Below are 13,773 nucleotides of genomic sequence, written 5' to 3'. Positions count from 1 at the left end.
GGCTATCCGGTCCCTACAGCACTTCTGGTGCGAGGGAGACGATCTTCATGAACTTCTCGTTGCGAAGTTCACGCGTCACGGGGCCAAAGATACGTGTGCCTACCGGCTCCAGTTTTGCATTCAGAATGACCGCCGCATTGGCGTCGAAACGAATGGCAGAACCATCACCGCGACGAATGGCCTTGGCAGTACGAACAACCACTGCGTTGTAGACCTCGCCTTTCTTTACCTTGCCTCGAGGAATCGCGTCTTTCACGCTGACCTTGATGACATCGCCTACTCGAGCGTATCGACGGTGCGAGCCGCCCAGTACCTTGATGCACTGTACTCGGCGCGCGCCACTGTTATCTGCCACATTCAGGACAGTTTGCATTTGAATCATCGGACGCTACTCTTTTTCCAGCCACGCTTGTTAATGTTCATTGTCGACAACGGCCTTATTCAGCCGCTTCGACGAGTACCTTGTCCAGAGTCCAGGATTTGGTCTTGGACATCGGGCGGCACTCCTTGATCTGAACCGTATCGCCAACGTTCAGTTCGTTCTTTTCATCATGCACATGGTACTTCTTGCTACGACGCATGTACTTGCCGTAGATGGGGTGCTTGATGCGACGCTCGACCTGCACAGTTGCAGTCTGTTCCATCTTGTTGCTGGTAACACGACCGGTAACGGTACGTGTACTTGTGCCTACTGCGGCTGATTCGTTCTGCTCACTCATGATCAGGCCTCTGCAGACTGCTTCTGGTGGATGATGGTCTTGATACGCGCAATCTGGCGACGTACACGCTTGAAATTATGTGGCTTCACGTCCTGGCCGGATCCACGCTGCATACGCAGGTTGAATTGTTCACGGAACAGTCCGCTGAGCTCGGTGTTCAGCTCATCGACCGACTTGGTCTTGAGCTCTGATGCTTTTGAATCAGCCATTACGCTGCAGTCCTCACAACAAAACTAGTGGCAATCGGCAACTTGGCAGCAGCGAGAGCAAATGCTTCGCGCGCAATCTCTTCGGTCACACCTTCCATCTCGTAGAGCATCTTGCCGGGCTGGATCTTGGCTACCCAGTACTCGACATTACCCTTACCCTTACCCATACGTACTTCGATAGGCTTCTTGGTGACCGGTGTATCGGGGAAGATGCGGATCCAGATCTTGCCGCCACGCTTGATGTGACGTGTCATGGCACGACGCGCGGATTCGATCTGGCGAGCAGTCAGACGGCCACGTCCGGTTGCCTTCAGGCCGTACTCGCCGAAGCTCACCTTGTTGCCGTTCTGGGCCAGACCACGGTTACGCCCCGTGTGCTGTTTCCTGAATTTCGTTCGTTTTGGTTGAAGCATTTCTCGTTGCTCTGATTACTGCCGAGACTCGTTGTTTTGCAGAGCCCGCATCCTTCAGAGGATGCGATCTCAGCCAGGTCTCTTGATTGAATTCGTCAGCCTTACTTGCTGGCGGTGTTAGCAACGCTTTTGGAGCGTTTTTCTTCGAGGTCGAACACTTCGCCGTGGCAGATCCAGACCTTGATGCCGATGACACCGTAGGTTGTATGAGCTTCGGCAACACCGTAGTCGATGTCGGCACGCAGGGTGTGCAATGGCACACGACCGTCGTGGTACCACTCGCGACGGGCAATCTCTGCACCATTGAGACGACCGGATACCGCAATCTTCACGCCCTGAGCGCCCAGACGCATGGTGTTGGTCAACACGCGCTTCATGGCACGACGGAACATGACACGACGCTCGAGCTGCTGTGCAACGCCTTCAGCGACCAGTTGAGCATCGAGTTCCGGCTTGCGGATCTCGGCAATGTTGATCTTCACATTGTTGATATTGATGCCCAGCATGGGTGCCAGAGCGCGACGCAGACGCTCGACATCTTCACCCTTCTTGCCGATGACGATACCAGGACGTGCAGAGTGAATCGTGATGATGATGGACTTGGCAGGTCGCTGGATCTGGATACGACTGACAGATGCGTGAGACAGCTCCTTCTTCAGGAACTGACGGATCTTGATATCGTCATTCAGGTAATCGGCATAGTCTTCGTTGCCGGCATACCAGGTTGAATTCCAGTCCTGGGAGATACCCAGACGAATACCAATCGGATGTACTTTTTGACCCATCGTTTAGCTCCTGCCGTCCGAAACGGTCACGGTAATATGACTTGTACGCTTGAGAATTCGGTTGGCTCGGCCCTTGGCTCTGGCTCGCAGACGCTTCATGACCGGTCCTGCATTGACCTGAACGGCCGACACCTTCAGCTCGTCGATATCAGCGCCTTCATTGTGCTCGGCGTTGGCAATCGCACTGTCAACCAGCTTCTTGATGAGTGCACCCGCTTTCTTCTCACTGAACGTGAGGACTTCCAGCGCACCTTCAACCGGCAGACCACGGATCTGATCAGCCACCAGGCGCGCTTTCTGCGGAGAGATGCGGGCCATCTTCAATGTTGATTCGACTTGCATGACTATCTCGATTTCTTGTCAGCGACGTGGCCTTTGTAAGTACGCGTTGCCGCGAACTCACCCAGCTTGTGCCCTACCATGTTTTCGGAAACCAGCACCGGCACATGTACACGACCGTTGTGCACGGCGATGGTCAGACCTACCATGTCCGGCAGGATCATTGAACGACGCGACCATGTCTTGATTGGACGCTTGCTATTTGCGGCGCGAGCTTCATCGACCTTCTTGACGAGGTGATAGTCGACGAACGGGCCTTTTTTCAGGGAACGTGGCACGAGTCTCTACCTCCTATTTCTTGCTGCGACGACGCACGATCATGTTATCGGTGCGCTTGTTTGAACGAGTCTTGTAACCCTTGGTAGGGGTACCCCATGGACTGACCGGATGACGACCACCCGACGTACGACCTTCACCACCACCGTGCGGATGATCGACCGGGTTCATGGCCACACCGCGAACGGTAGGACGAACACCGCGCCAGCGCTTCGCACCAGCCTTGCCGAGCTTCTGCAGGGAATGCTCACCGTTACCGACTTCACCGATGGTGGCGCGGCAATCGCTCTGTACCCGACGCATCTCGCCAGAGCGCAGACGCAGGGTTGCATACATGCCTTCACGGGCAACCAGCTGTACCGCAGCACCGGCACTTCGTGCAACCTGAGCACCACGACCAGGCTTCAGCTCGATGGCGTGTACTGTCGAACCCACCGGAATGTTGGCCAGTGGCAGGCAGTTGCCGGGCTTGATGGCCGATTCGCGACCGGACATCAACGCAGCGCCGGCTGCGACACCCTTGGGCGCCAGGATGTAACGACGCTCACCGTCTGCATATTTCAGCAGTGCGATGTGTGCCGTGCGGTTCGGATCGTATTCGACGCGCTCGACAACGGCAGGAATGCCGTCCTTGTTGCGCTTGAAGTCGATGACACGATAGCGTCGCTTGTGACCACCACCTACGTGGCGAGTCGTGATGCGACCCTTGTTGTTACGACCACCGGACTTGGACAGGCTTTCGACCAATGGCTCGTAAGGGCCTTCCTTTGAAAGCTCCTTGTTGACTACGCGGACCTGAAATCGCTTTCCGGGCGATGTCGGTTTTGACTTTACCAGAGCCATGATCTAACCCTCCATACCCATGAAGTCGATGTCCTGCCCTTCAGCCAGGCGGACGATGGCCTTTTTCCAATCGGAACGCTTACCTTCACTCTGACCGAAACGCTTGGTCTTGCCGTGAACGTTGACGATCTGCACGCTGCGAACGGTAACGTCGAACAGCTTTTCAACCGCCTTGCGCACTTCCAGCTTTGTTGCGTTATTGGCAACACGGAATGTGTGACGACCTTCCATTTCAGAGGCTGTGGCAGTCTTCTCGGAAATATGAGGTGCCAGAATCACCTGATAGAGACGTTGGTCATTCATGCGAAGCGCTCCTCCAGTTGCTTCACGGCAGCAGCCGTGGCGACGATGTGCGGAAATCGCACCAGACTGACAGGATCAACACCTTCGACATCCAGCACCTGGACGTAAGGGATGTTGCGGCTGGCCAGATAGACAGACTCGGTGACATCGTCCATCAGGAACAGCACCTTCTCGACACCCAGCTCGGCCATCTTCGCCTTCATCAGCTTGGTCTTGGGGGCGTCCAGCTCCAGGCTGTCAACCACGATCAGACGACCTTCGGCCGCTGCGTGAGACAGGATGGAACGGATGGCTCCGCGGTACATCTTCTTGTTGACCTTCTGTGAGTAGTCACGAGTCTTGGCAGCGAATGTCACACCACCACCAGTCCAGATTGGACTGCGTGAAGTACCGGCACGCGCACGGCCCGTACCTTTCTGCCGCCATGGCTTGGCACCGCCACCGCGCACTTCCGAACGCGTCTTCTGCGCTGAAGTACCGGCACGAGCCGCCGCCAGATAGGCAGTCACGATCTGGTGAACCAGACCTTCGTTATAAGTGACTCCGAATACGGAATCTGCAACGGATACCGATCCGCCGCTGTGTGTTTTCAAATCCATCGTCTTAGCTCTTCGCGTTCTTCTGCTTGACGGCCGGCTTGATGATGACGTCGCTGCCATCGGCGCCGGGCACTGCACCCTTGATGAGAATGACCTCGCGACCCTCATCGATTCGAACTACCTGGAGGTTCTGGGTAGTGCGCTTCACAGCACCCATGTGACCTGCCATTTTCTTGCCTTTGAACACTCGTCCCGGCGTCTGGTTCTGACCAATGGAACCTGGCGCACGGTGGGACAGAGAGTTACCGTGAGTCGCGTCCTGCATCTGGAAGTTGTGACGCTTCACGCCACCTGCGAAGCCCTTACCGATACTGGTACCGGTGACATCGACCTTCTGGCCGGCTTCAAACATTTCCATACCGAATTCACCACCAACCTCGAGATCGCTGCCTTCTTCACCTTCGAGGCGGAATTCCCACAGACCACGACCAGCACCGACACCCGCCTTGGCGAAATGCCCGGCCTCTGCCTTGCTCAATTGATTGGTTTTCTTGTCACCAGTTGTGACCTGGACGCTGACATAGCCGTCACGTTCGACGGTCTTCCTGGCAGTGATTCGGTTCTTTGCTACTTCGATAACCGTAACAGGCGTTGAAACGCCCGCGTCATCGAATACGCGCGTCATGCCCAGTTTGCGGCCAACTACACCAAGAGTCATCGTTTTCTCCCACACACTCTAATCACGCCCAGAACAGCACGCACAGTGGGACCGCTTGCCATCCCCCCATGTGGTGCAGAACGCTTGGCGGCGAACTGTTTATCGGAGGTTGATTTGCAGCCGAGCAGTGCAGCTCGGAACGAAGTAATAAAACCGAAATAAACAAAACCCGACGGGGTATCCACGCCGGGTTGGTTAGCGCACCATAATAACACCCAAATCTTGCGATTGCTACCCCTTCGACGGGTTTTTGTTCATTCGGGTGTCACGAAATGTCGTACATGGCGCTTCTGACCACAGCGAAAACACCAGACAAACCGCAGTCAGACCGGCTTCTTTCGGCCATGCAGTCGATAAACTTGAGCTTGACCACGTAACTTGTGAAATTCGAACACAGGTTTCAATTCGGCAATCACTGACGGATGCGCCATACTGGATGATATCACTGCTCGATCAGCTCACTTCAGAGACATCGGCTCATGTGCGAGACCGACCGTTGCCCCATACCTGCTGATGATGCCCTGTACAAGGCCTATCACGACACCGAATGGGGCATTCCGACAGACTCCGACCAGACCTTCTATGAGAAGGTCTGCCTTGAAGGATTTCAATCCGGGCTCAGCTGGCGCACGATTCTGCATCGCCGTGCTGCCCTGCGCCGCGCCTTTGCCGATTTCGATATTCCTGCCGTTGCCGACTTCGATGACGTTGATATCGACAGACTGATGCAGGATGCCGGCATCATTCGCAATCGGCGCAAGATCTGCTCGGCCATCAACAATGCCCGCCGTGCCCTGGAGCTGCAACGTGACTACGGCAGTCTGGCTGCCTTCTTCTGGCAATACGAGCCCGCCCCTGCCACACGACCCGCCAGCATGTCTTGCAGCTGGCTGAATGACAACCCGACAACGCCGGAGTCAAGCGCACTTGCCGGGGCCTTGAAAAAGCGCGGCTGGACCTACGTTGGCCCGACCAACATGTACGCACTGATGCAGGCGTTGGGGCTGGTCAACGACCACGTCAGCGGCTGCTCTGCACGCCTGACCGTGCAACGCGCTCGTCAGGCTTTCACTCGACCCGGCACCTGACAACTGCCGACAATCATGACTGTGCCGCCGAACGTCGAACCTCAGCGGTATCCATCTGTCGCAGAATGCGACTCAATCCCGACTCAATCCCGACTCAATCCCGACTCAATCCCGACTCAATCCCGGACACCAGACCATGAGCACCAGATCTTCCCGTACAGCTACCCTGCTACTGATAATTGCCGTATGTGCCGCACTGGCTACCGCCATCATGATGTTCGGAGCACGTCTGGGTCTCTGGGAGCCCATTGTCGGCTTCGGCTACTACCGCGAGTATGCCGCTCCGCTGGCCTATGCAGTCAGCGGACTGAGCCTGGCCGGCCTGCTCTTCATGCTGGTAAAACGAAACTCTGCGGGTATCGTCAAGACCGGTCTGGCGTGCATTCTCGGTCTGGCCTTGCTCTACCCGACGTTGAAAGACCGCATCTCACCACCGGCGCCTGTACCTCCCATCCATGACATCACGACCGATACCGACAACCCGCCCCGGTTCCTGGTACTGGATGACAGCCGAGAAGGCGCGCGCAACACCCTTGTCCATGGCGGACCGGAGATAGCAGCACAACAGCAATCCGCCTATCCGGATATCGCCCCCATACAATCGCAATCAACCGCCGAGGCCGCGTTCGCCCGAGCGCTTGACGTTGCGCACTCCATGAAATGGGAAATCGTGTCACAGGATGACGACAATCTGCGATTCGAAGCGACCGCACGCACCCCGGTATTCCAATTCGCCGACGATGTCGTTGTCGTCGTGACACCTGAAGATGGCGCAAGCCGGGTCGACATACGCAGCGTGTCACGCATCGGGCGCAGTGACAGAGGCGTCAATGCAGCGCGTATCAGAGCCTTCATCGAGGCATTCTGAACTAGCCGGGCTTGACAGCAACCCGGCTGACATCGGCTCTCAGTCGTCAGCCGGGGTGTCTGAACGGACATAGCCCAGTGAACTCTTCAGCAGTTGCTGCGTATACGGCTCGCTGGCCCGCATCGCACGCAGATCCTGCACACTCAGGTTTTCCACCAGACGCCCGTTCTGCATGACGGCAATCGACTCGCACAGGTGGGCCACGACGGCCAGATTGTGCGACACCATCAGATACGTCAGTTGACGCTGCTCTCGCAGATCACTCAACAGATTGAGAATCTCCGCCTGTACCGAGACATCCAGCGCCGACGTCGGCTCGTCCAGCAGCAGAATGGCCGGCTCTGCCGCCAGCGCCCTGGCTATCGCCACTCGTTGTCGCTGCCCCCCGGACAGCTGATGCGGGTAGCGAAAGCGGAACTGCCGACCCAGACCGACATCCTCGAGCAGGTTGACGATACGCCGATCGACATCACCGAGCTTGTGCAGGGCCAGTGTCTCGCTGAGAACCTGATCAACGGAATGACGTGGATGCAATGAGGCATAGGGGTCCTGAAAGACCATCTGCACCTTGTCGTAGAAGGCGCGGGTTCGGCGCTTGCCGAGCGTTTCGCCATCCACTTCCATGTGACCGGACCAGGAGCTGACCAGTCCTGTCAATGCTCGCAGAATCGTGGACTTGCCCGAACCACTCTCCCCCACCAGACCCACGGACTCTCCGGCCGGCACTTGAAGACTGACATCCCTGACGGCCTGAACTCGATCGGCATGTTCACCGAACCAGACGTCAAGCCCTTCGACAACGATACCCTGCTTCATGAAATGAAAGCCGTCGGCACGGTAAACGCCTCCAGGGAAAGCCCGGACGGTACCGGGTTGGAAAGATCAGTCATGAGCCTTGATCCGGATCAGTCTCTCGCCACGCCGGATCCCGTTCGAGCACCGACAAACGCTCACTGGGCGCATCCAGCCGGGGCATGGACTCGAGCAGACCTTGAGTGTAGGGATGCCTTGCCTGATACAACTCGTCGGCACGACACGATTCCACAACACGTCCGGCATACATGATCAGAACACGATCGCAAAACGATGACACGAGGTTCAGATCATGACTGATGAAGATCAGACCCATGCCGCGTTCGGATACGAGCTTGTCCATGATGTTGAGGACTTGCATCTGCACGGTTACGTCCAGCGCCGAGGTCGGCTCATCGGCAATGAGAATGCTCGGGTTCGGAATCAGCATCATGGCGATCATGATGCGCTGCCCCATGCCGCCCGACAGTTCATGCGGATAGGCCTTGAACACGCGCTCCGGGTCACGGATCGCAACCGCTTCCAGCATCTCGATGGTCTTCTGCCGACGCTCCCGTCGATTGCCACGGCGGCTCTGCGCATAGGCTTCCATGATCTGTTCCCCGACCGTCATGACCGGGTTCAGCGAGAACTTCGGGTCCTGCATCACCATGGAAATACGCTGTCCACGAACTTCGCGCATCTGCCTGTCGCTCTTTGCCAGCAGATCCTCGTCACCCAGTGCCATGCGCCCGGCGGAAACCCGACCCGGTGGTCGTATGAGGCGCAGGATGGCGCGTCCGGTCAGGGACTTTCCGGAACCGGACTCACCTACAATGCCGAGCCGTTCCTGTCCCAGCGAGAACGACACGCCCCGGACGGCCTCGAACACGCCGGTCCGCGTCGGGAATGAGACCTTCAGATCTTCCACTTCCAGCAGATTCATGAGCTACCACCACTCTTGGGATCCAGCAGATCACGCAAGCCGTCGCCCAGCAGATTGAACGCCAGACTGACGATGAAGATGGCAATGCCGGGGATCGTGGCCACCCACCAGTAGTCGAGTATGAAGCGTCGGCCCTCGGCGATCATGGCGCCCCACTCCGGTGATGGGGGGCGAGCGCCCAGTCCAAGAAATCCGAGACCGGCTGCTGCCAGAATGATGCCCGCCATGTCCAGTGTGATCCGTACCACCAGCGATGCAATGCACAGCGGCCAGATATGTCGGGTGATGATCCGCAAGGCGCCCGCGCCTTGCAGTTTCACTGCGCTGATGTAGTCGGAGCGTCGAATGCTCAATGTCTCGGCACGCGCAATGCGTGCATAAGGTGGCCAGGCAGTCAGTGCGATGGCGAGTACGGCATTTTCGATACCAGCACCCAGAGCCGCCACGAATGCCAGCGCCAGAACCAGTCTGGGAAAGGCCAGAAAGATATCGGTGAAGCGCATCAGCACGGTGTCTGTCCATCCACCGAGATAACCGGCCACGGTACCGATGAACAGACCCAGCACCGGCGCGATCAAGGCCACCAGTCCCACGATGTACAGCGTGATGCGTGAACCATGAATCAGGCGGCTGAGAATATCCCGACCCAGTGAATCGGTGCCCAGCAGATGACCCTCGGTGCCCAGCGGCAGCAAGCGATTGGCAAGATTCTGTTCGAAGGGGTCATGCGGGCTGAGCCACGGCGCGAAGATGGCAATGAGTACCAGAAGAATCAGAATCCACAGGCCCAGCAGCGCCAATCGGTTGGTACGAAACTCCAGCCAGCCATGGTAGATGGCTGCTGCCCGAGCCTGCATTCTCGACTCGGGGCTTTCGCTGTTGAGCCACGTTCTGAGACTACTCACGAGGCATTGTCCCGGGCCCGAGGATCAAAGAAGGCATACAGCAAATCGGAAAAGACATTGAGACAGACGAAGACCAGACCGATGACGACCGTGCCGCCCAGAACCGCGTTCATGTCAGCTGACAACAGTGCTGTCGTGATGTAACTGCCGATGCCCGGCCAGGCAAAGATGATCTCGGTGAGAACCGAGCCTTCCAGCAGACTGGCGTAACTCAGGGCTATCACCGTGATCAGCTGCACCTTGATGTTGCCGAAGGCATGCCGGGTGATGACGGTCCACTCCGAAAGTCCCTTGACGCGCGCCGTGGTGATGTACTCGGATCCGAGCTGTTCCAGCATGAACGAACGCGTCATGCGACTGATGTAGGCAAGGCTGTAATATCCCAGAATTCCGGCTGGCAGGACGATATGGCTCAGCGCATCGCGAAACACGTCCCATTGGCCATCCAGAGCACTGTCCACCAGAATCATGCCGGTCACCACCGGCACGACATCCACGTAGAAGATGCCTACCCTGCCCGGACCACCCACCCAGCCCAGCACGCCATAGAACACCAGCAAACCGACCAGTCCGAGCCAGAAGATGGGCATCGAATAGCCGACGAGAGCAATGACCCGAGTGATCTGATCGATCCAGGAATCGCGCTTGACCGCACTGATCACACCCAGCGGCACGCCGATGAACACGCCAACCAGAGTGCCCAGCGTGGCCAGCTCCAGCGTGGCCGGGAAGACGCGCTTGATATCGTCGATGACGGGTCGCGAGTTGAGCAGCGATTGCCCGAAATCCCCCTGAATGACATCGCCGAGATAGACCAGAAACTGAACCAGCAGCGGCTTGTCCAGGCCCATGCTGATGAAGGCGGCATCGTATACCTCCTTGCTGGCCCGCTCCCCCACAACCGAGATGACCGGATCGATGGGCATCACTCGGCCGATGATGAAGGTGACGAACAGCAGGCCCAGCATGGTCACGACGATCATGCCCAGTGTGCGCAGCACACTGATGCCGGCCTTCGCCCACCACAGGGAACGTGGTGGACGATGTGCCAGCGTTGCCGATGGATCGGCCGCCGGTTGACTCATCGGCGCGTTGTCCTCGTCGCGCGATGCGACAACCTGCGGTTGATCCACATAAGCAATATTACTTGGTGACCGGCCAGTACGCCGTGGCCGTCACAGCCCCACCGATGGTGAAATCCTTGACGGAGGCCTGCCGTGCAGTCTGTTCCGTTTTCTGGAACATGATGCCGAAGGGTGCCACCGCCTGAAAGTCACGCTGCATCTGTTCATACATCTCGCGACGCTTGTCGGTATCACCCTCGATGACAGCGGCTTCAACAGCTGCCGTCAGCGGGCCCGGATCCCAGGCATTTCGATAGGCCAGCAGACCGGTGGCCTGGGCTTCATCGGAGTTGTCGGGATTGAACGCGAACGTACCCGCATTGGTCTGTGGATCGGGATAGTCCGGTCCCCAGGCACCCAGATACATGTCCAGTTCGCGCGCCCGATAACGGGTCAGAATCTGCTTGCCCGTACCGATCGTGATGTTCATCGTGACACCGGCCTGCGCAAAGGTGTTCTGCAATGACTGGGCGATTTCGATTCGTTCCTGCGCTTCGCGGACACCTGCTTCGAACTCGAGATTCTCGACACCTGCCTCTGCCAGCAGCTCCTTCGCTTTCTCGAGGTTGTAACTGTACGGCTTGTCGTCGATGGCGCCCAGATAACCTGCCGGCAGAAAACTCTGGTGTTCACGCCACTGACCCTTCAGAAAACTGCCTTCCATGCCCTTGTAGTCAATCAGGTATTTCAGCGCTTCCACCACCTTGGGATTCGACAGTTGCGGGTGCTTCTGATTGAAGGAGACGTACATCAGGTTTCCCTTCTGGTCCGTGTCGACGGCGAGATTCTCCTGCCCTTCCAGTCCGGCGATATCTTCGGGATTCAGATTGCGAGCGATGTCAACGTCCCCTTTCTCGAGCAGCAGGCGCTGTGTGGCCGACTCCTGAATGTGCTGGACGATAACGCGCTTCATGCTTGGCGCACCCAGATAGAAATCAGGATTGGCAGCCAGGGTATAGGACTCGGACGGCTTCCAGCTGACGATCTCGTAGGCTCCGGAGCCCGCCGAATTGGTTGCCAGCCAGGCATTTCCCAGATCGCCATCCTGCTCGTTTTCCAGGACCAGCGTCTTGTCCACGATACCGCCGATCGTGGCTGTCAGACAGTTCAGTATGAAGGAAGTCGCGTATTTCTTGTCGGTGGTGATGGTCAGCGTGTTGCCGTCGGCCACGATGGTTTCCTCGACGTTCTCGGGAGTGAAACCGAATTGCGTAAGGATGAACGAGGGAGTCTTGTTGAGCTTGACCGCGCGCTGCAGGGAGAAAGCTGCGTCTTCCGCCGTGACCGGATTGCCTGAGTGGAAGGTCACGCCTTCTCGCATGGTGAACGTGATCGACAGTCCGTCTTCGGATACCTCCCAGCTCTCGGCAAGATCGGGCTGGAATCCGGCTTCAAGATTCAGCGGGTCGAAATTGACCAGCTTGCGGTAGACATTCATGATGACGTCACTACCGGCGAATTCGAAGGACTGAGCCGGGTCGAGCGTGGTGATGTCATCGATGCGGTGCGCAATGACCAGCATGTTGTCCGGTGTCCTGGCTTCCGCCAGACCACCCAGACCTATCGCGGCACCCAATGCCAGGGAGGCCAATGAGCGTTTGAAGAATACTCGCCGCTTCAGTGAACGGCTCGAATTTCCTGTCATCTTGAATGATCTCCTGTGTTCGAAAACGTCGACCGACGGTCGACCTGTGTCATGAATCGTTGCTGTGCCAGGTTTCTTCCAGTACCCGAAACCAGTTACCGTGACACAGCTTGTCGATCAGCTGTTCACCGTAGCCATGGCTTTGCATGGCCGCTACCAATCGAGGCAGGCCACTGACATCGCCAATGAAATCGGGAATCTCGGCACCATCAAAATCCGACCCCAAGCCTACACTGTCCTCGCCCAAAAACTCAATCAGGTAATCCAGGTGTCGCAGCATCTGCTCGACCGGCACATCGGTCAGCATGCGACCGTCACTACGCAGAAAGGCCGAGGCAAAATTGAGACCGACCATGCCACGACTTGCCTTGACCTGCTCCAGCTGCGCATCGGTCAGATTACGTGCATGATTGCACAATGCATGAGCATTGGAATGCGTCGCTACCAGAGGGTGTCGGCTATGGCGGGCAACGTCGTCAAACCCCTTCTGGTTGAGGTGCGACAAATCGATCAGGATGCCTTTCTCATTACAGCGACGTACCAGCTCCAATCCCAGATCAGTCAGACCTGCACCGATGTCGGGCGTTGCCGGGAAGCGAAACGGAACCCCTTCTCCGAAGATGGTCGGACGACTCCACACCGGCCCCAGTGAGCGCAGACCGGCCTCGTAAAGCACATCCAGCGCATGGAATTCGGGGTCGATGGCTTCGCACCCTTCCAGGTGAAGAATGGTCGCCAGCCGATCACTGGAGAAACACTTTTTCAATGCAGGCACAGTGGTGCAGATCTCGGCCACGCCCATCTCCTGCAACCTGATCAGAATGGCCGCCTCGCGCATGACCACATCCAGTGCGCTTCGTCGATCAACCAGCTCGGGCAGCGGAACATCGTACTCGGCCTGCGTCATCATGGTCTGGTAGTCACCACTGGACGGCGAGGACACCCACATGGCGAAGAATCCACCGCCAAAATTTCCGGCTCTGGCCTTTAGCCGATCTATATGAAAATCACCGGATTGCAGAAACAACTCTGCCGCCGAAGCTCCACCTGCCTGCATCAATCGCGTGAGTATGTCGTTATGTCCATCGAATACCCGCCCTCGTGCATTGCCTTCAGCCTTCTCTGTATTCATCAACCGTACTCGCTATTGTTCGCCGGACAGACAGGTGACGAGCATAGCATCCGTAACTCGACAACGGCCGCGGCAGCCGCCCGGTGAACGATTGATCGAACTGACTGTCCATCCGGTGATGCGAGCGCT

19 protein-coding genes are annotated in these 13,773 nt (G+C 57.4%); 2 read left to right on the top strand and 17 right to left on the bottom strand.

The genetic code is table 11. From position 1 onward, the window contains the following. Window positions 1-13: 13 nt before the first annotated feature. From rplN to rplC, 11 genes are all read right to left on the bottom strand, one after another. The gene (gene rplN / locus ACUNV4_RS27475; RefSeq protein ID WP_430881867.1) at window positions 14-382 is read right to left on the bottom strand and encodes a 50S ribosomal protein L14; all 369 of its coding nucleotides are present in this window, start codon (window positions 380-382) and stop codon (window positions 14-16) included. A 55-nt stretch (window positions 383-437) separates the two neighbouring features. Further along, window positions 438-719, bottom strand: a complete 282-nt coding sequence (rpsQ, locus tag ACUNV4_RS27470; RefSeq protein ID WP_430881866.1) for a 30S ribosomal protein S17 — start codon at window positions 717-719, stop codon at window positions 438-440. Between the two features lie 2 nt (window positions 720-721). Beyond that, the gene (gene rpmC, locus ACUNV4_RS27465) at window positions 722-928 is read right to left on the bottom strand and encodes a 50S ribosomal protein L29 (protein WP_430881865.1); all 207 of its coding nucleotides are present in this window, start codon (window positions 926-928) and stop codon (window positions 722-724) included. Then, on the bottom strand, window positions 928-1,341 hold the full coding sequence (rplP, locus tag ACUNV4_RS27460) for a 50S ribosomal protein L16 (protein ID WP_430881864.1): 414 nt from the start codon (window positions 1,339-1,341) through the stop codon (window positions 928-930). Before rplP ends, rpmC begins: the two co-directional genes overlap by 1 nt. Window positions 1,342-1,442: 101 nt before the next feature. Next, window positions 1,443-2,126, bottom strand: a complete 684-nt coding sequence (gene rpsC / locus ACUNV4_RS27455) for a 30S ribosomal protein S3 (RefSeq protein WP_430881863.1) — start codon at window positions 2,124-2,126, stop codon at window positions 1,443-1,445. Between the two features lie 3 nt (window positions 2,127-2,129). Then, window positions 2,130-2,468 (bottom strand): 50S ribosomal protein L22, encoded by a 339-nt coding sequence (gene rplV / locus ACUNV4_RS27450; protein WP_430881862.1) that lies wholly within the window; start codon window positions 2,466-2,468, stop codon window positions 2,130-2,132. 2 nt (window positions 2,469-2,470) lie between these two features. Further along, entirely contained in the window at window positions 2,471-2,743 is a 273-nt protein-coding gene (gene rpsS, locus ACUNV4_RS27445; RefSeq protein WP_088917228.1) for a 30S ribosomal protein S19, read from the bottom strand. 13 nt (window positions 2,744-2,756) lie between these two features. Next, window positions 2,757-3,584, bottom strand: a complete 828-nt coding sequence (rplB, locus tag ACUNV4_RS27440; protein ID WP_430881861.1) for a 50S ribosomal protein L2 — start codon at window positions 3,582-3,584, stop codon at window positions 2,757-2,759. Between the two features lie 3 nt (window positions 3,585-3,587). After that, entirely contained in the window at window positions 3,588-3,887 is a 300-nt protein-coding gene (gene rplW / locus ACUNV4_RS27435) for a 50S ribosomal protein L23 (protein ID WP_430881860.1), read from the bottom strand. After that, the gene (gene rplD / locus ACUNV4_RS27430) at window positions 3,884-4,486 is read right to left on the bottom strand and encodes a 50S ribosomal protein L4 (RefSeq protein WP_430881859.1); all 603 of its coding nucleotides are present in this window, start codon (window positions 4,484-4,486) and stop codon (window positions 3,884-3,886) included. Before rplD ends, rplW begins: the two co-directional genes overlap by 4 nt. A 4-nt stretch (window positions 4,487-4,490) precedes the next feature. Next, window positions 4,491-5,144 (bottom strand): 50S ribosomal protein L3, encoded by a 654-nt coding sequence (gene rplC, locus ACUNV4_RS27425; RefSeq protein ID WP_430881858.1) that lies wholly within the window; start codon window positions 5,142-5,144, stop codon window positions 4,491-4,493. A 479-nt stretch (window positions 5,145-5,623) separates the two neighbouring features. Between rplC and ACUNV4_RS27420 the strand changes: the two genes are divergently transcribed. Then, the gene (locus ACUNV4_RS27420; RefSeq protein WP_430881857.1) at window positions 5,624-6,232 is read left to right on the top strand and encodes a DNA-3-methyladenine glycosylase I; all 609 of its coding nucleotides are present in this window, start codon (window positions 5,624-5,626) and stop codon (window positions 6,230-6,232) included. Window positions 6,233-6,368: 136 nt separating this feature from the next. Next, window positions 6,369-7,100: a DUF1499 domain-containing protein gene (locus tag ACUNV4_RS27415; protein ID WP_430881856.1), complete on the top strand. Its 732-nt coding sequence runs from the start codon at window positions 6,369-6,371 to the stop codon at window positions 7,098-7,100. Window positions 7,101-7,139: 39 nt separating this feature from the next. On the opposite strand, the gene ACUNV4_RS27410 is transcribed toward ACUNV4_RS27415, so the two are convergent. From ACUNV4_RS27410 to ACUNV4_RS27385, 6 genes are all read right to left on the bottom strand, one after another. After that, window positions 7,140-7,916, bottom strand: a complete 777-nt coding sequence (locus ACUNV4_RS27410; RefSeq protein ID WP_430881855.1) for an ABC transporter ATP-binding protein — start codon at window positions 7,914-7,916, stop codon at window positions 7,140-7,142. A 70-nt stretch (window positions 7,917-7,986) separates the two neighbouring features. After that, window positions 7,987-8,838 carry an ABC transporter ATP-binding protein gene (locus ACUNV4_RS27405; protein WP_430881854.1) on the bottom strand — a complete coding sequence of 284 codons (852 nt, stop codon included), beginning with the start codon at window positions 8,836-8,838 and terminating at the stop codon, window positions 7,987-7,989. Continuing rightward, window positions 8,835-9,743 carry an ABC transporter permease gene (locus ACUNV4_RS27400; protein ID WP_430881853.1) on the bottom strand — a complete coding sequence of 303 codons (909 nt, stop codon included), beginning with the start codon at window positions 9,741-9,743 and terminating at the stop codon, window positions 8,835-8,837. The genes ACUNV4_RS27405 and ACUNV4_RS27400 overlap by 4 nt, the downstream gene beginning before the upstream one ends. Then, window positions 9,740-10,828, bottom strand: a complete 1,089-nt coding sequence (locus tag ACUNV4_RS27395; RefSeq protein ID WP_430881852.1) for an ABC transporter permease — start codon at window positions 10,826-10,828, stop codon at window positions 9,740-9,742. The genes ACUNV4_RS27400 and ACUNV4_RS27395 overlap by 4 nt, the downstream gene beginning before the upstream one ends. Before the next feature lie 58 nt (window positions 10,829-10,886). Beyond that, the gene (locus ACUNV4_RS27390; RefSeq protein ID WP_430881851.1) at window positions 10,887-12,512 is read right to left on the bottom strand and encodes an ABC transporter substrate-binding protein; all 1,626 of its coding nucleotides are present in this window, start codon (window positions 12,510-12,512) and stop codon (window positions 10,887-10,889) included. 49 nt (window positions 12,513-12,561) lie between these two features. Further along, the gene (locus ACUNV4_RS27385; protein ID WP_430881850.1) at window positions 12,562-13,644 is read right to left on the bottom strand and encodes a dipeptidase; all 1,083 of its coding nucleotides are present in this window, start codon (window positions 13,642-13,644) and stop codon (window positions 12,562-12,564) included. Window positions 13,645-13,773: the final 129 nt, after the last annotated feature.

This window comes from Granulosicoccus sp. 3-233, assembly GCF_052681095.1.
Note: the sequence above shows the minus strand (reverse complement) of the source record. Positions and strands in the feature narration are given on the sequence as shown.